We start from the raw sequence: 17,250 nt of genomic DNA, 5'->3' as shown, positions 1-17,250 counted from the left end.
ATTTATAATAGATCGGCAATATGAAAAAAACGATATTTCGTTTGTTCCGTCCATGCATAGGAATCACGATAATCCCAGTAGCGATGCCTGCTGGAAACGGTGTTTGCATTCACTAGCGGCATGCCGAACGAGTCGAAGGCGGTTACGACCGTGCTGTGCTGGAAGCGTTGGTCGCCATTCCAGTCATAGGTAATGATATCCCCTAGCTGCAGCTCGTCAGCAGACTGCATAACCTCCGCGCGCAAGCCGGAAGACTTGGAGCCGGTCAAATAATTGGTTATCGCATTCGAGACGGCCCAGCTGTAGCTCCACCATTCACTGCCTTTATTTCGTCCTTTATACCACCAGCCCGTTTCTCTTTTACCAGTATAGTTCATCGGGGCATTGCCTGCAAAGATGCACTGCGACACGTAATTGGTACAATTCACCTCAAAAAGCTCATAGGCAGGGTTTCCTTCATTCCACCAACGATCCGCGTATGCCGCAACCAAATCTCTCCTGTACCGAATACCCGATGGTCGGTGTTTGAATTGCTGTAATAGGTCATAATTTAAGTATGGTGTTGACGGTGACGATAGATCGCCAAATAGCTCCGAATAGTCATCGATGGTCATCCAGTTGTCAGCTGCTGTGCCAAAACGTGGTCTGCGCTCTGCAATAATCGGCTCAACGCGCAGCACATCCCAGGCGCCGCCTGACAATCCGAGCCAAAGACGCTCGAATTCGGATCTTTCCTCCATATAATACCGCCCTGACTGCTCCATTCTGCGTTTGATATGCAGCCTGACAAGGACCGATACCTCGCTGGAAGACTCATTCACACGAATGAGCTCCGCTTTCGTTTCGCTGCCTGCCGGAAGCGCGCCCCTGAGCAAGTCGCGCTCTCTTAGGCGTTCGAGCCTCCCCCGAAGGCGGTCGCAATGATCCGAGTCGGTTACGTAGTCGGTAAGTACGGCTGCATGCTGGTTAGCTTCCGCCTGATTGTACAGGCTCACATACCGGTGAACGGCTGATTTCCAGCCAATCAGCTTCTCTTCCCCGGCTCGCTGCTCGTAATCGGATGAACGCAGTAGCGAATTGAGCTTAGACGTTTGCTGCCTTGGCGCTTTTGAATCCTGGTTCGAGCGTTCCCGGTCAAGTGGCGCATGGCGGTTAAGTTCAGCTTGGCGAGTCGGCTGCGAGTCGGCAACAGCCTGCTGCTTCGAAGCAGGAGGCAACGCGGCCTTTAGCTGCGGTTTGCGATCGGAGGCAGTCTGTTTTGGCGGAGCTTGCGTTTTTTTCGGACCCGTATACCCCTGTCCCCGGTTACCTGTTCGCGGCAAAGCAATCCCTCCTTCGCTTAGTCGTGACTGCAAGCTTAACGCAGATTAACTGCTTCATTATATGAAGCAGGCTTCCGTTTCATGTAACATTCGTAAGTTTACGTTTTGGAGTAACGGGCATGCCGAAAAAGACATAATTGGACTTTACGTAAGCACTATTTTAACGATATACTGTAGATATAGCGATTTTGAAATTGTGTTTCACAGTATGAAACACAAACTACATTCAAAGAGGAGAATGACGATGGCTACACAAAATCATTATTCGGTTCGCACAACGCTGGACGCGGGTGGCAAATCTTACGCTTACTACCGTCTGGGCGGACTTGAAGAACAAGGATTAGGCGATATTTCCAAATTGCCTTTCTCTATTAAAGTATTGCTTGAGGCAGCTGTTCGCCAATTCGACGGACGCGCCATTACTCCAGAACATGTAAAGCAGCTGGCTACTTGGGCTGACGGACGCGAAGACAAAGAAATTCCTTTCATCCCTGCTCGGATCGTATTGCAGGATTTCACGGGCGTTCCCGTTGTCGTTGACCTTGCGGCAATGCGCGATACGGTGAAAAAAGCTGGCGGAGACCCGAAAAAAATCAATCCGCTCGTTCCCGTTGACCTTGTAATCGATCACTCCATCATGGTTGACGCTTTCGGAACACCTGAAGCGCTTGAGTACAACACCAAGGTTGAGTTCGAGCGTAACGAAGAGCGTTACCGCTTCCTTCGCTGGGCACAAACGGCATTCGATAACTTCCGCGCGGTTCCACCGGGCACGGGTATCGTTCACCAAGTTAACCTAGAGTACCTTGCATCGGTTGCTGCAACTAAAACCATTGACGGCGAAACGGTCGTATTCCCTGATTCCCTCGTTGGTACGGATTCGCATACAACGATGATCAACGGACTCGGCGTTGTAGGCTGGGGCGTTGGCGGTATCGAGGCTGAAGCCGGTATGCTTGGCCAACCGCTATATTTTGTAATGCCTGAAGTTATCGGTTTCAAATTGACTGGCAAGCTGGCAGAAGGCTCCACTGCAACTGACCTTGCGCTTACCGTTACACAAATTTTGCGTAAAAAAGGCGTTGTCGGCAAATTCGTTGAGTTCTTCGGCCCTGGCCTCTCGAACATCAGCCTTGCTGACCGTGCTACAGTTGCCAACATGGCTCCGGAATATGGCGCTACGATCGGCTTCTTCCCTGTAGATAACGAAACACTAAGCTACCTGCAGCAAACGGGTCGTTCTGAAGACCTTATCGAGCTGGTAGGCTCTTACTATAAAGCTCAAGACATGTTCCGTACGGACGAGACTCCAGATCCGGTATTCACGGATGTAGTCGAGCTTGACCTTTCAACCATCGTCCCTTCTCTTGCAGGTCCGAAACGTCCGCAAGACCGCGTTGAGCTTACTGCAATGAAAGAATCGTTCAACAGCATCATTCGTACGCCGATCGACAAAGGCGGATACGGCCTAAGCGATGAGAAAATCGAACAAGTCGTAACAGTTAAGCACAATGACGGCCAAGTGAGCAAAATGGGCACAGGCGCAGTCGTAATTGCTGCTATTACAAGCTGCACGAACACCTCTAACCCGAGCGTAATGGTTGGCGCAGGCCTTGTGGCTAAGAAAGCCGTAGCCCTTGGACTTAAAAAACCTGCTTACGTGAAAAGCTCCCTTACGCCGGGATCGCTCGTCGTTACGGAATACCTAACAAAAGCAAATCTAATCGAGCCGCTTGAAGCGCTTGGCTTCCACGTTGCAGGCTACGGCTGCGCGACTTGTATCGGTAACTCCGGTCCGCTTCCGGATGAAGTTAGCAAAGCGATTGCCGACAACGATATGACGGTTTCCGCCGTGCTTTCCGGTAACCGTAACTTCGAGGGCCGTGTCCACGCGCAAGTAAAAGCTAACTACCTGGCTTCGCCGCCGCTTGTTATCGCTTATGCGCTTGCAGGTACGACTAACATCGATTTGACAACCGATCCAATCGGTTATACAGAGGACAACAAACCGGTATTCCTCAAAGATATCTGGCCGACGTCCCAAGAAATCAACGACGCGATGACTGCTGCGCTTAACCCGCAAATGTTCCGCGACAAATACGAGAACGTATTTACGCAAAACGAGCGTTGGAATGCTATTTCGGTTCCTAAGGGCGAAAGCTACGAGTGGGATAACAAATCAACTTACATCCAAAACCCGCCGTTCTTCGAAAACCTTGGACCGGATCTAACCGACATTAAAGATATTCATTCGGCAAACGTGCTTGCGCTAATGGGCGATTCCGTAACAACGGATCATATCTCCCCTGCCGGCAACATTACCGTTAACAGCCCAGGCGGCCAATACTTGATCGAAAACGGCGTTAAACGCGAAGACTTCAACTCGTACGGCTCACGCCGCGGTAACCACGAAGTCATGATGCGCGGTACGTTCGCGAACATCCGTATTCGTAACCAAGTGGCTCCTGGCACAGAGGGCGGCGTAACGACTTACTTGCCGACTGACGAAGTCATGTCCATCTACGATGCTTCCATGAAATATCAAAAAGACGGCAAAAACCTTGTTGTTCTTGCCGGTAAAGAGTACGGTACAGGAAGCTCGCGCGACTGGGCGGCAAAGGGTACTTTCCTTCTAGGCGTGAAAGCTGTCATCGCTGAAAGCTTCGAGCGTATTCACCGCTCCAACCTTGTCGGCATGGGCGTACTTCCGCTTCAATTCCCAGAAGGCCAAGGCTGGAAGACGCTTAACATTACCGGCCGTGAAACGTTCGACATCGTTGGCTTGTCCAATGACGTAACGCCAGGCTTGCAAGTAACGGTTACGGCGACGCGCGAAGATGGCACGACATTCGATTTCCCTGCGATTGTTCGTCTTGACTCCGTTGTTGACGTTGATTACTACCGCAACGGCGGCATCCTTCAAACGGTGCTTCGCCAAATGATTGCGAACATGAATACGACTGCTTAACTGCTGAACAATTGGATTGTCCCAAATGGGTAAGCCCATGCGTGGTCAATCCCATAAAAGGCGCAAAAGAACCTTCAACACCACTACAAGTGGTGCTGAAGGTTCTTTTTTTCCTATATTGACCGTTACGCGCAACGCGTACGCACTAATTCCCGAGAAATGGCTATTTAGGAAAGCCGCATGCAATTCAATACACACAAAAAAAAGCAGCTCCGGAATACCTCCCAGACCTGCTACATGCCTACAAAATCATAATTCCCATGCGTTTGGCCGACTCCATCATAACAGGAGCGTAATCCCGCATCGTCTGCATCGTTAATCTGCTTGCGGGACCCGATACCGACAACGCAGCTGCCAGCTTGCCCGTCCGGTTGAATATTGGGGCGGACAACGCAGCAGCGCCAGGCTCCCGCTCCTCAAAGCTTGTGGCGTACCCTTGCTGGCAAATCTCCTCCAGCTGCTGCTTATAAAGATCCAGATCAATCGAATACAGCCACGCCGGGTCGCCGAATATGCTCTCCTGCACCAATGGGTCCGAATAGGCGATGAGTACTTTACTCGAAGCACCCGCATAAAGCGGCAGCCTTGCGCCCACAGGCGCCACCCGCCTCACGGGTTGGTTGCTCTGCACGGCCTGCATGCGAATCCGCTCAGAGCCGTCTCTTACGTATATGCTAACTGTTTCTCCCAGCTGATCGCGAAGCCGTTCCATCTCTGGCAGCCAAATCGTAGCTTGATCGTCAGAACGTGATATATTGGCGGATAGCTCCCACATTTTCATGCCTAAATGATAACGGTCCGTCGAGCGATCCCGCTCAATGAAGCCCTTTTCTTCAAGCGTCGCGAGCATCCGGTGAACCGTGCTTTTGTGCAGGCCGACATGCTCGGCAATCTCCGTCATCGCCCAGTCTGTTTTCGAAGTAAAACACAGTAAAATGTCCAGTGCCCGATCCACTGCCCGAACCGTCGATTTCCCTTCTTCCATGCAGCTGCACCTCCCTATTAAAGGGTTTCATCCAATGAAACCGATTCTCATTCAGTATAACTCATACGTTCCATTCACGTAAAGAAAAGTTCTTTACATTACAGCAACATTACAAATGATTAACAATACCTCGACATCAATTGACAGGCTCCTAGGACCGGACTACGATAAAAGTACTAGAAACGAAAAGCGCTTACAACTTATGGCTTGCTTAAAACCATATAGACGTTCGCACGCAGAGGGAGGACACCGACATGAGCACGATGATGACACCAATGCCGCTTGAAGGCGGGTTCCCGCAGAGCCTTCAACCCTTTCCGCTCGGAGATTCCGACCATTCATTCCTCTTGCGAAGAACGAGAAGCCGCGGCAAGCATTTGCTTATTGCGTCTGTCGCTTCCGTAACCGCCATGTGCCTGCTTGCCATCCTTATCTTTCACGGCTATGTTGCTTGGATGCTTGCTTATCCTTATGTGGCTCCGCTCTCCTCCAATCCGCAAGCTGCTATCGGCCTAGATTACGAGGATGTCATTTTTCCTAGCAAAAGCGGCGATACGACAGTCAGCGGCTGGTTTATTCCTGCAGAAGCGGATAGCTCCTTGTCTGAGCCCTCTGCTCGAACGGTCGTTTTCAGCCACGGATACGGCGCGAACCGAGAAGAATCATGGGTACCTATGTACGAACTCTCCAAGCTGCTTCACGGCTTGAACTATAATATATTGCTTTTCGACTATGGATACGCCTCGAAGCAGTACAAAGCTCCGGCAACAGGAGGCCTTGAGGAGTCGCAGCAGCTGCTCGCAGCCGTTGATTACGCCAAGTCGCGCGGGGCAGAGGATATCGTCGTATGGGGCTTCTCAATGGGCGCAGGCACTGCGCTGCAAGCTGCCCTTCAGACTGACGTGATCGATGCCATGATTCTTGACAGCTTATTTATCCCTAGCTCGGAAGCGTTGTTCGATAACCTGAACCAATTCGTATCCTTGCCGGATTTCTCATTGCCGTTAATCGAATCCATGATTCCATTATGGACGGGAACGAGCTTCGGCTCTATTCCAGCCAGCGAAGTCATCGCTAACGTGTATGATATCCCGCTGTTTATCATCCATGGTACAAACGACGTGAAAGCCCCTTTCGAAACAGCCGAAGCGATTGCCGAAGGCCAAGGAAACGTCCTCTCCCGCTCTTGGATCGTACAGGATGGCAAGCACGAGCTGCTTTTCCAGGTTCATCCGAGCGAGTACATTCAGAGAGCTGCTTTGTTTCTCAGCCAAGTCGATCAGCAGCTCCAAGCTGAACGAATATAATCGACAAGCACGACATAAGCCCGTTTGGCAACGAATACATCTAACATAGATGCTATTGTTGCAACAAAAGGAGGCGATGGTCGTGCTTTTTGTTTACGGAGCGCTCATGCCCGTTCGCGTCATGGAATTGATTCGCCATTGGAAGCTGCAAGAAAAGGAGCATGCTACTGTTATTTTGCAAGCATCGCCGGAACTCGAACCGCAATACGTTCAGCTTATTCAGTCCTGGGAGCCCGTTTTCTCACAAACCGCCCATTATACGAATCAGCGGCTGGACGACTGGCTTCCGTATCCTACCCGCTTGCCTGCCTATATGGAGCAGACGGTCGAATCTCTCATAGATGCGGCGCTCGAGCAGTCCCGTACGTATATGGATCAGCTGTCACAGCTTATGGAGCGCACGGCTGCTGTCTCAACGCCACTATCCCGAACCGTCATCCTGCATGCGATTCGGGAATCAAACTATTACGTCGGCTTAATGAGCGCTTATCGCCACGTCGACAACCGTTCTTCGAGCAGCGAGCAGCACGCACCGCTTCAACGGGTACCCATTGGCGGGCATCAGCTTCCGCCGCTCCCTTATGCTTACGATGCGCTTGAACCCTATATAGATGAGCAAACGATGCGTATCCATCACGATATCCATCATCAAGCCTACGTCGACGGCCTTAATAAAGCTGAGCTGCAGCTGCAAGCCGCGCGTGAGTCAAATAGGTTCGAACTCATCAAGCATTGGGAGCGCGAGCTTGCCTTCAACGGCGCCGGGCATTATTTGCACACGCTGTTCTGGAGCATCATGTCGCCTTATGGCGGGGGTGAGCCGGTCGGTTCGCTGAGCCAGCAGCTCCGCACCGACTTCGGCAGCCCGGCTGCTTTCCAAAGACAGTTCAACGAAGCAGCCGTAAAGGTGGAAGGCGGCGGCTGGGCTCTTCTCGTATGGAGCCCGCGCAGCAGAAGACTCGAAATATTGATGGCCGAGAAGCATCAGAACCTGTCCCAATGGGATGTCGTTCCTATACTCGCACTCGACGTGTGGGAGCACGCCTATTACCTCAAGCATCAAAACAATCGTTCCGCATATGTGCAAGGCTGGTGGAACGTCGTCATATGGCCGTTCGTGAACGAGCGCTTTGAGGAAGCAAGAAAACTAACATGGGCTCCCTTTTAGTCCCGTAATACAACAAAACAAAAGCCCGACAGGGATGCTCCCTAGTCGGACTTTATGTTGTCATGCTATTGCTTAAGCAGAGTAAGGAACTCGGAACGAAGGGCGGAATTGGTACGGAATTCGCCTCTCACGGCGGATGTAACCGTCTTGCTGCCTGGTTTTTTCACGCCGCGCGCGCACATGCACAGATGCTCGCCCTCCACCACGACCATTACGCCATGAGGACCGAGCTCCTTATCGAGGATATCAGCGATTTGTGATGTAATGCGCTCTTGCACCTGCAAGCGGCGGGTGACCGCTTCTACGAGTCTTGCAAGCTTGCTGAGCCCTGCTATTTTGCCGCTAGGCAAGTAGCCGATATGTGCTTTCCCGAAGAATGGAGCCATATGATGCTCGCATTGGCTGTAGTAGACGATGTCTTTGACAATGACCAGCTCTTCATGCTGCTCATCGAATGTAACGCCTAGCACCTCGCGGGGATCGACCTCATAACCGGCAAAAATTTCCTCGTACATCCGAGTTACGCGGGCAGGCGTTTCAAGCAAGCCTTCGCGCTCGACATTTTCACCAATCAGCTTCAATACTTCTTTTATATGATATTCAATCTGTTCCCGATTGCTCGTTACAGACGAATTGACGTAGTCTTTCCTTCCCGCCATTTCCGAATTCTCCTCTCGCCTCCCTCACGGAAACTTTATCTCCGAGGCATTTTTTGGTTTTTCATCATGTGCTGCGCTTTTTGCATTTGCTGTTTGTTGAGATTATAGCCCATTTGCTTGGCCATTTTCTGAATCATTTCCGGATCGTTCTGCATCTTCTCAAGCTGCTTGCGCAGATAGAATACGCCTACGAAAAATCCCCCAACCGCTCCTGCCAATAAAGTAACGATAGGTACAACGATGTTAACCCAAGACATATCCTTCACCTGACCCTTTCTATATCTCCTGCTGTGTGTATAATGTTCCCATGATAGCATGTTCGCCCCGTACGCGCAACGAACGTGTTCTTGCAGGTTCTTCCTATTTTGGAACAGAATCCATCACTTATCCATAACCGTTTTCTCCAAGTCGAGCAGTGCTATTTTAATAGGCAAACCGCCGCCGTATCCAACCATTTGGCCGCTTGCTCCAATCACTCGGTGGCATGGCACGATAATCGAAACCGGATTGCGGTTATTCGCCCCGCCTACAGCGCGCATCGCGCCTGGCTGGCCAAGCATGACGGCAATTTCCTTGTAGGTCCTTGTCTCTCCATATGGGATTTGCTGAAGGGCCGCCCACACTTTTTTCTGAAAAGGCGTGCCGTACATGTCGAGGGGAAGATCGAACTGCTGCAGGTTTCCTTCAAAATAAAGCTTAAGCTGCTTGTCCGCCTCATTAAGCAAAGCATGGTCAGCCGTTTCGACCAATGCCACCTCTGCAGAATGCTTGCCGATTTGCCGGGCAGCCCACTGCCTGAACCTCTCAGAAGCAGCACCGTACGGGGCAAAATCCAAATAACAAATTGCATGGTCGTTAGCAGTCAGCGTCAATGGCCCGATAGGCGTTTCGACCGTTGCTGCAAAAAACGTTTCACTCAACGTGGCCACCTGCTTCTGTACTAGATTGAACAGTTCCTTTGCCTTCACTTATCGTGAATAGCGCATTATGAATCATTTGCAGCGCTTCTTCGTCGTTCTCTTTAGCAGATGCAGCTTGCAATGCAGCGCTCGCTTGCTCTCCGCCGATTCTCGCAAGGGACCATGCTGCCGTTCCGCGCAGCACCGGACGCGTATCCTGCTCCAGTACCCGTATTAAATCCGGTACCGCGCTTGCCTCTTTGAAGTTGCCGAGCCCGATAACCGCATTGCGCTGAATCGGTTTTTTACCCCGCCATGCCGAAGAGGTGCGGCCGTATCTGGTCTGAAACTCCTTGTTGCCGATCGTAAGCAAAGGAACAAGCAGTGGCTTTACCAGCTCATGCTCGGGCTGCAGCTCCGGCTGATGTGTCCAGCTTTTGCCTCGGTTCACAGGGCAGACGGTTTGGCACGTATCGCAGCCGTATAGCCGGTTGCCGATTTTGCGCATAAACTCGTCTGACAGCATGCCCTTCGTCTGCGTGACGAAGGAGATGCAGCGGCTCGAATTCAGCTCTCCCGGTCCGACTAGCGCATCAGTCGGACATGCATCGATGCATTTCGTACACGTTCCGCAGCTTTCGGTGACAGGCTCGTCCGGTGTGAAAGGCAAATTCGTAATCATCTCGCCAAGATATATCCATGATCCGAGCTCAGGCGAGATGATGGAACAGTTCTTAGCACTCCAGCCAATGCCCGCACGCTCTGCCACGGCCCGGTCCGACAAAGCTCCCGTATCGACCATGCTCTCTACCCGCAGCTCAGGAACCCGCTCTCGAAGCCACGCCTCAAGCTTGGCCAGCCTGTCGCGAAGCACCTTATGGTAATCTTCTCCCCACGCCGAACGGGACATAATACCCCGCCGTGCTCCTGGCTCCGATTTGGGCGGATCCTTCAGCTTCGAGGGATATGCGATTGCAATCGCAATGATCGATTGCGGATTATCGAACAACAGCGCGGGATTCGTACGCTTCTCGAGGTCAGGCTCCTCGAAGCCCGATTCGCGGCCAAGCTCCCGGTGGCGCAGCAAAATTTGCTTCAGAGAAACAAACGGATCTGCCGAGGCAATGCCGATTTTGTCGATACCCAGACTCTTCGCAGCCGCCTTCATCTCCGCTTTCAGCTTTTCCCATTTATCATTCATGCGCTATAACCGTTTAATTGCCGCGCGAGCAAGCTCGTCACAGCGATTGTTCCATTCATTGTCACTGTGGCCCTTTACCTTTACGTATTCTACCTTGTGCTTCTTCATAAGCTCCCAAAGCGCCTTCCAAAGCTCTTGATTCTCCACAGGCTCCTGCTTGCTGTTCTTCCAGCCGTTGCGCAGCCAGCCTTTTATCCAGCCCTTCTGAAAGCAATTGACGACATACGCGGAATCGCTATACACCTTGACCTGACACGGCTCCTTCAGAATGCTCAGACCTTCAATCACCGCTTGGATCTCCATGCGATTGTTTGTCGTATGCTTCTCCGCGCCTGAGATCTCCTTCTGATGGACGCCAAAAAAGAGCACCGCTCCCCAGCCGCCCGGACCCGGGTTGCCAGAGCATGCTCCATCCGTATAGATCATAACGTCCTTCATAGTCGAATCCTCCTTAGAGCGCTTTTATCTCTTTGAATGGCCACAGGATGAAATCCGCCCTGCCCCTGATAAGCCCTTTCGGCACCGCATGGAACGATCGGCTGTCCAAGCTGGCCCTAGCATGGCGATTGTCTCCCATGACAAAGTAATGCCCCTCGTTAATAACCTCAGGCCCGTAGCTCATATCTTCTATCACCGTGTCCGTATAAGGCTCATCGACAAGCTGTCCATTGCGATAAAGCTGCTGGTCATGAACCTCGATGCGGTCGCCGGGAATGCCGACAATGCGTTTGACTAAGTACTTCTGCTCCCCGTCGCCCGTATCCGGTTCCTTCAGGATGACGACATCGCCAACCTTCGGCTTGCTGACGAGATATATAAATTTGTTTACAAACAGCCATTCATGTTCGGTAAGCGTCGGCTCCATGGAATGCCCTTCAACCTTAGAGAGGTTGAATACAAAAAAATGCAGGAGCAGCACGACCGAAAAAGCAATGATCAGCGTTTTGGCCCAATCCTCTGTCTCTGTCATCCAGCGCGGCCGCTTGCCAGCAGGCGTCTGCTTGGAAGTGCCGGCTTCTTGGTCCTCGGCAGCTTGACCCTTGTCTCGGCTGCCGCTCAGCTCGTTCATGCTCATTGTTCCACCTCATCGCTGCGTTTGACCCAAGCCTCATAATAGGATGTCACGAGCTCATCCTGGAAAGGAGACAGGTTCTGGTCCATGCGCTCCAATAGCGCGGCAAGGCCGATCTGCACCTTATCATCCACCATCTTCGGATAGTGATAGGCCGCCTTATGCAGTTCATACTCATCTTGGTCCACGATGGACCTCTCGCCGCCTGCCGTACGAATGACATCCAGGTCGTAATCAATATAGGTCAATACATCGCCCTGCAAATAAGGAGGAGAAGCAATGTTGCAATAGTAGCGCACGCCTCCTTCTTCCAATAAAGCAACGACATTGAACCACTGCTTCGGTATAAAAAACGAGACTGCCGGCACGCGGCTAATCCATATCTTCCCGTCCGACTCTTGAATTGGCGTTTGGCGGTTAATGAACACCTTCATCGCTTCCGCTTTATGCCCGTCATCAAGCAGCTCGTCCGGAACAAGCCAATTCTGCTGCCAAGTACGGTGAATGTGACCGTTATGTTTAAAGCTTTTGATGACACAGTGCCGATATGGTTCCATCCCGTTCTCCTCATAAAAGTATATAGTAATAAGAAAAGCATATCTGACCGCCAAAAGCAATGGCGATGCAGATATGCCCTGCGTACAACATACATGCAGTAAAGTTCGCGTTAACCGGCTACAATGCTAAGCTTCTGAAAGGATCTGATAAAATCGTTGGCGACGTAACCCATCGATTCATACAGCGGCAGAACAGGCTCATTGTGCTCGTCCGCGGTAATTAGTATCTTTGTGACATTACGCTGTTCGAAGCGCTGGCGCAGTGACTGGATAAGCGTTTTGCCGATCCCTTTCCGTTGGTGGAGGGGAGACACGGCAATGCGATAATAATAACCTTTGTTATTATCAATCGTACCGATGATCATGCCCACAATCTCCGAATTTTCGACAGCGACAAGAACCAAATCACTATCCCATGACAACTGGCGGGCAAAAGCCTCCATCGTTTGTTCGTAGCACTCTTCGGTAAGAACATCCTCAAGCAGTGCTGTAATTGGTCGGTAATCGGACAGCTGGAAGGAACGAACATTCATTAAAATTACACCTTCTATACCATGTCATAGTACTGCATTTAGAATATATTACGACAAAATTTAACGAAATCCTGCTTGTATCTTTAATATTCCTTAAAAAAATTAAACAAATCATCGATTATCTCGTGAAAACGCTTTATATTAAGCGCTTACAGTCATTTAATCGGTTTTTGTGTTAACGGATGCCGTTCCTTGCGCCTACTTCGTATAATTTCCATAGGACGGTGATACCCTATTTCGAGCAATGATCCCCTTTCGACTTTTGAAACAATAATGTTGATTTATTCGATCGGATAAGGGATAATGGTATTGGAAAAGTACATACAAATTAGGAGGCTGTAAATAATGGCACATCAACTACCAGCTTTGCCTTACGCGCACAACGCACTTGAGCCGCACATCGATGCGACTACAATGGAAATTCACCACGGCCGTCACCATAATGCATACGTGACTAATCTTAACGCTGCACTGGAGTCCGCTCCAGAATTGCAAAGCAAATCGATCGACGAATTGATCGCTGACCTTGCAAGCGTACCTGAAGCCATTCGCACAGCTGTTCGCAACAACGGCGGCGGACATGCTAACCACAGCTTGTTCTGGGAAACAATCGCTCCGAACGCTGGCGGCGCACCGACTGGCGCTCTTGCAGCTGCAATCGAAAGCGAGCTTGGCGGCTTCGAGGCTTTCAAAGCTGATTTCGCTAAAGCAGCAACTACTCGTTTCGGCAGCGGCTGGGCATTCCTAGCAGTAGCTAACGGCAAATTGAAAGTATACAGCTTGCCGAACCAAGACAGCCCGATCATGGAAGGCGAAACGCCAGTTCTTGGTCTTGATGTATGGGAGCACGCTTACTACCTGAACTACCAAAACAAACGCCCTGATTACATCGCGGCGTTCTGGAATGTAGTGAACTGGGATGAAGTTGGCAAACGTTACGAAGCAGCTGTAAAATAATCGTTTGGCATAGAAACGGCGCTTGTCTCATTTATGAGACGGCGCCGTTTTTTGCGTTCTACGCTTCGTACACCGGATAGGCAGTTGCCGCATACGATAGATAAGGATAGATGCCTAATCTGTTTCGTAAAGGAGTATGAGTGCTTGCATGGATTATACTTACACTAACGAGCAACAATTTCCTGCGTACCCGCAGCAAGCGATTCCAACCGGCAGCGACTGCGGCTGCGGCGGGCCAAGGTCCATTATGCCGCCTCCTCCGCCAGGCGGCGGCTTCGGCCCTCCAGGGCCAGGACCAGGGCCGTTTCCTCCCGGGCCAGGACCGTTCCCTCCAGGACCAGGGCCGTTCCCTCCAGGGCCAGGACCGTTCCCTCCAGGACCAGGGCCGTTCCCTCCTGGACCAGGACCGTTCCCTCCAGGACCAGGGCCGTTCCCTCCAGGGCCAGGGCCGTTCCCTCCTGGACCAGGACCGTTCCCTCCAGGACCAGGGCCGTTCCCTCCAGGGCCAGGGCCGTTTCCTCCAGGGCCAGGGCCGTTCCCTCCTGGACCAGGGCCGTTCCCTCCAGGACCAGGGCCGTTCCCTCCAGGGCCAGGGCCGTTCCCTCCAGGACCAGGGCCGTTCCCTCCAGGACCAGGGCCGTTCCCTCCAGGACCAGGGCCGTTCCCTCCAGGGCCATGGCCGTTCCCTCCGCCGCGTCCGCCGTTTCCATTTCCTTTCCCTATTCCGTTTCCCATTCCACTGCCGTTTCCTCCTGGGCAGCAAGCATCGGTGACGGTCGTAATCAACGGCGGAAGAACGTTCCCTAACGTCACGCAGGCTTACAGGGTGCCTTTCCGCCCAGGCTTGACGATTTATCAGGCTTTAGCGGAAACAGGAGCCGTTCGCTTCAATTTCAACGGACAAATCGTTTCCGTCAGCGGCGTACCCATTGGCGGCAGAACCACTTATCAGCTTCAGTTGAACGGGCGCGTCATACCGGCATCGCTGCTTAGTTTCCCTGTCCAACGCAACGATTCTGTAGCACTCGTGCTTATTTTCAATCCGATATTGCGCGAAGAGGAAGCCGAGCTCGCTTATGAGCAGAACTCCCTTGAATCATCTAACGAGCAGGACTAGGTTCGTCATCCTATCCAACCTGCTCCGATAGCAAAAAGCGAGAGAAGCCGTTTCCCCTGAACGGCGTTCTCTCGCTCTTTTTTTGTGCGTTGTCATGCTAGTTGGAGCTTGCTTATTTGATCGCTTTTCCTTTGCCGCTTATCAGCTTCAATTGATCATTCTCATAGCCAACCTCATAGGTGACTTGGTACTTGCTCAACACATATTTGCCGTCAACGCGCTCATCCACCGAAATAACCGCAATGACCGTCGCTTTATCGTCTCTGCTGTCCTTCACGTGCATATCGTCGATAACGACATTCAAGGTACCTAGATATCCTTCCCTAAACTTCTCATAGCTCGTGCCTTCTTTCCAATTCCCTCCGAGCAGCGAGTAGGCGTAGACATAATCGGCATTATTAAGACTGTCATAGAAATGCGTCACGAGATAACCTGCGAACTCTTCTACTTTCGCGTCAGCCTCGTTAACTGCAGACTCCTCCGATACTTCCAGCTCAGGAAGCTCCGCCATAGGCTCCTTCGACCAGCTCTCCGCCATATCGATTACGTTCGAGATTGGCATGCTGAACCCGATGGAGCCTTGCTCGTAGCCAGCCGAATTGATTCCTAGCACAGCGCCTGTCGTTCGATCGACCAGCGGTCCTCCGCTATTGCCTGGCGCGATTGGCGCCGATATTTGGTACAAATCAGAATAAAGATACGGTTCGATCTCGAAGCTCCGTCCGAGCCCGCTAATAATGCCGGTTGTCACCGTATTCTGAAAGCCGAGCGGACTTCCTACCGCCATTACCTCGTCGCCAACCTCTGCCTTTTCGTCCCGAACAAGCTGCAGCGGCTCGGTGCCTGCCAGCGCTTCGACACGCACAACGGCAACATCCGTCTCCGTACTGATGCCGATGACTTCGCCTTCGAGCTCCCGGGCGTCAGCGGTTTTGATTTTCACCTTTTTGGCGCCTGCAACGACGTGTGCGTTCGTAATCAGGTCTCCCTCCGAGTTATAGAGAAACCCGGAGCCTTGTGTGCCGTCATCCGTTTCGATCATCACAACGAGCTTCTGCGTTTCGAATATAATATCCTTCAATGACTTTTTTTTCGATTCATCGGCAATTGCAAGCAGCGGCTTTCCTTCTAGTCTGCTTGGCACCTCTGAATGGATAGCAGCCGCAGCCGCCATTCCTCCGCACACGATCAAGACGGAAGCGATCGCACTGATCCACGCTCGTTTGCTCATCTCACCACCACCTTAATCCAAGTACCATGTCGCATGATCCACGACGACAGTCGTATTCTGAACGTAGACGCTGTATACGGTGCTCGTAAAACGAATGCTCTCGCCCGGTTCCACATAATCAGGCGTGGCCTCCGCCGTGCCCGAGCCTACCTCATTGCCTTCGGCATCGTGTACGATAAATTTCACGGAAATCGAATAGATCGGACGCGTTGCCGCATTTCTTAACTCGCCTTCGATATTCAGGTCACCGAATTCATCCAGCGTAGATTCAATCTGGACGACTTCAACGGCGGCAGTTTGATTTTTCAAATCCTCCGCTGCCGCTTGCTGCATGGCATGCTCCAACCGGCGCTGCTCATCCCGCTCGTACGCAGCCTGAGCTTCGGTAATTTTTTTCTCCAAATTAATCAGCTTGGCCTCATCCTTAGCATACGACAGCCCCTTGCCCGTTACCGCCAAAGCATCGGAATAACTTTTCTTCTTCAGTAAAGCATCTGCTTCCTTTATGCTAATCTCTACGATTTTAACGATAATTTGCTCTTTCACGGCAGCAGCTTCTTCACCGTCCAGCTGGCTTGCGATGCTGAGCTTCGCTCCCAGCTCATCCACCGTATTCAAATCAGCCAGCTCCGCTGTCAGCTTCAATACGTTAAGCTTTACGGCGTAATCCCTCAGCTGTTCTTTCATACTCAAAAAAATCGGCTCGCTATGACCATGCAGCTCATTTTTAGCTTTCTCGATAGTCAGCTCGGCATCTTCCAGCTTCTTCTCCTCCAGTTGCTTGCCTGCGGCTGCGACAGAACGCGACAGCTCAATTGCCATCGCAACGATATCCGCGTCCTTTTGTACCGAGGCAAAAGCAGGCCTAGCATCTCCCGCCTCTTTAAGCTTGGCCTGCGCCGCTTCATACTTGCCTTCCAGCGCTGACGTCCTCGCTTCTGCTTGCAGCTTGATCACTCTATCATTAATCCCAGCTTGATATATATAATAGCTAAACAGCGAGGCACCCGTAATTAGCAAAAGAATAACAGGCAGCAGCCATGCCCAGGCCGATCCTTTTCTCTTTCCCCGATATACGCCAGCTGGCACGCTCAAACTCTCCAGCGTCCCTGCTCGCCTTGTCTCAATGGAAGCAGCCGTTTCCAATACGGCCAACGTACTTTCCGAGCTAACGCCTGCCGCTTCATTCTCTTCAGCAGCAAGCAATCTGCCGCACTGGCTGCAATAAACCGCATCGTCTGTGCGCTTCTTTCCGCAATGATGGCAATACACTC

General features: G+C 51.7%; 18 protein-coding genes. 5 read left to right on the top strand and 13 right to left on the bottom strand.

Annotated elements, in window-relative coordinates:
• Positions 1–2: 2 nt before the first annotated feature.
• On the bottom strand, positions 3–1,322 hold the full coding sequence (locus tag AC0YN3_RS25510; RefSeq protein ID WP_475777737.1) for an amidase domain-containing protein: 1,320 nt from the start codon (positions 1,320–1,322) through the stop codon (positions 3–5).
• A 244-nt stretch (positions 1,323–1,566) separates the two neighbouring features.
• On the opposite strand from AC0YN3_RS25510, the gene acnA reads away from it, so the two are divergent.
• Positions 1,567–4,290 carry an aconitate hydratase AcnA gene (gene acnA, locus AC0YN3_RS25505; RefSeq protein ID WP_475777736.1) on the top strand — a complete coding sequence of 908 codons (2,724 nt, stop codon included), beginning with the start codon at positions 1,567–1,569 and terminating at the stop codon, positions 4,288–4,290.
• A 241-nt stretch (positions 4,291–4,531) separates the two neighbouring features.
• Here the strand turns inward: acnA and AC0YN3_RS25500 are convergent, their stop codons facing one another.
• A complete protein-coding gene (locus tag AC0YN3_RS25500; RefSeq protein ID WP_183570554.1) occupies positions 4,532–5,275 on the bottom strand; it encodes an IclR family transcriptional regulator in 744 nt (247 codons plus the stop codon).
• Between the two features lie 254 nt (positions 5,276–5,529).
• Here AC0YN3_RS25500 and AC0YN3_RS25495 point away from each other — a divergent pair, with 254 nt between their 5' ends.
• Together AC0YN3_RS25495 and AC0YN3_RS25490 are read left to right on the top strand one after the other, a co-directional pair.
• The gene (locus tag AC0YN3_RS25495; protein WP_475777735.1) at positions 5,530–6,582 is read left to right on the top strand and encodes an alpha/beta hydrolase; all 1,053 of its coding nucleotides are present in this window, start codon (positions 5,530–5,532) and stop codon (positions 6,580–6,582) included.
• An 82-nt stretch (positions 6,583–6,664) separates the two neighbouring features.
• Entirely contained in the window at positions 6,665–7,750 is a 1,086-nt protein-coding gene (locus AC0YN3_RS25490; protein WP_475777734.1) for a Fe-Mn family superoxide dismutase, read from the top strand.
• 65 nt (positions 7,751–7,815) lie between these two features.
• Here the strand turns inward: AC0YN3_RS25490 and folE are convergent, their stop codons facing one another.
• From folE to AC0YN3_RS25450, 8 genes are all read right to left on the bottom strand, one after another.
• Positions 7,816–8,409, bottom strand: a complete 594-nt coding sequence (gene folE, locus AC0YN3_RS25485) for a GTP cyclohydrolase I FolE (protein ID WP_475777733.1) — start codon at positions 8,407–8,409, stop codon at positions 7,816–7,818.
• 35 nt (positions 8,410–8,444) lie between these two features.
• On the bottom strand, positions 8,445–8,666 hold the full coding sequence (locus AC0YN3_RS25480) for a YneF family protein (RefSeq protein ID WP_169085972.1): 222 nt from the start codon (positions 8,664–8,666) through the stop codon (positions 8,445–8,447).
• 123 nt (positions 8,667–8,789) lie between these two features.
• Positions 8,790–9,329: a methylated-DNA--[protein]-cysteine S-methyltransferase gene (locus AC0YN3_RS25475; protein WP_475777732.1), complete on the bottom strand. Its 540-nt coding sequence runs from the start codon at positions 9,327–9,329 to the stop codon at positions 8,790–8,792.
• Positions 9,322–10,509 (bottom strand): tRNA epoxyqueuosine(34) reductase QueG, encoded by a 1,188-nt coding sequence (gene queG, locus AC0YN3_RS25470; RefSeq protein WP_475777731.1) that lies wholly within the window; start codon positions 10,507–10,509, stop codon positions 9,322–9,324. Before queG ends, AC0YN3_RS25475 begins: the two co-directional genes overlap by 8 nt.
• Before the next feature lie 3 nt (positions 10,510–10,512).
• Entirely contained in the window at positions 10,513–10,947 is a 435-nt protein-coding gene (rnhA, locus tag AC0YN3_RS25465; protein ID WP_441946270.1) for a ribonuclease HI, read from the bottom strand.
• Positions 10,948–10,960: 13 nt separating this feature from the next.
• Positions 10,961–11,578: a signal peptidase I gene (gene lepB / locus AC0YN3_RS25460; RefSeq protein WP_475777730.1), complete on the bottom strand. Its 618-nt coding sequence runs from the start codon at positions 11,576–11,578 to the stop codon at positions 10,961–10,963.
• Between the two features lie 2 nt (positions 11,579–11,580).
• On the bottom strand, positions 11,581–12,138 hold the full coding sequence (locus AC0YN3_RS25455; protein WP_475777729.1) for a DUF402 domain-containing protein: 558 nt from the start codon (positions 12,136–12,138) through the stop codon (positions 11,581–11,583).
• 110 nt (positions 12,139–12,248) lie between these two features.
• Positions 12,249–12,671, bottom strand: coding sequence for a GNAT family N-acetyltransferase (locus AC0YN3_RS25450; protein WP_183570570.1), 423 nt, complete (start codon positions 12,669–12,671; stop codon positions 12,249–12,251).
• A gap of 345 nt (positions 12,672–13,016) precedes the next feature.
• Here AC0YN3_RS25450 and AC0YN3_RS25445 point away from each other — a divergent pair, with 345 nt between their 5' ends.
• The gene (locus AC0YN3_RS25445; RefSeq protein WP_138755821.1) at positions 13,017–13,628 is read left to right on the top strand and encodes a superoxide dismutase; all 612 of its coding nucleotides are present in this window, start codon (positions 13,017–13,019) and stop codon (positions 13,626–13,628) included.
• Between the two features lie 245 nt (positions 13,629–13,873).
• Here the strand turns inward: AC0YN3_RS25445 and AC0YN3_RS25440 are convergent, their stop codons facing one another.
• Positions 13,874–14,338, bottom strand: coding sequence for a hypothetical protein (locus AC0YN3_RS25440; RefSeq protein ID WP_475777728.1), 465 nt, complete (start codon positions 14,336–14,338; stop codon positions 13,874–13,876).
• A gap of 59 nt (positions 14,339–14,397) precedes the next feature.
• Between AC0YN3_RS25440 and AC0YN3_RS25435 the strand changes: the two genes are divergently transcribed.
• Positions 14,398–14,745: a hypothetical protein gene (locus AC0YN3_RS25435; RefSeq protein WP_475777727.1), complete on the top strand. Its 348-nt coding sequence runs from the start codon at positions 14,398–14,400 to the stop codon at positions 14,743–14,745.
• Positions 14,746–14,857: 112 nt separating this feature from the next.
• Here AC0YN3_RS25435 and AC0YN3_RS25430 read toward each other — a convergent pair whose 3' ends face one another.
• Both AC0YN3_RS25430 and AC0YN3_RS25425 read right to left on the bottom strand, forming a co-directional pair.
• Entirely contained in the window at positions 14,858–15,976 is a 1,119-nt protein-coding gene (locus AC0YN3_RS25430) for a S1C family serine protease (protein ID WP_475777726.1), read from the bottom strand.
• A gap of 12 nt (positions 15,977–15,988) precedes the next feature.
• Positions 15,989–17,248 carry an FxLYD domain-containing protein gene (locus AC0YN3_RS25425; protein WP_475777725.1) on the bottom strand — a complete coding sequence of 420 codons (1,260 nt, stop codon included), beginning with the start codon at positions 17,246–17,248 and terminating at the stop codon, positions 15,989–15,991.
• Positions 17,249–17,250: the final 2 nt, after the last annotated feature.

It is taken from the genome of Paenibacillus sp. J22R232, from assembly GCF_056269165.1.
This window is presented reverse-complemented; position numbering and strand designations above follow the sequence as displayed.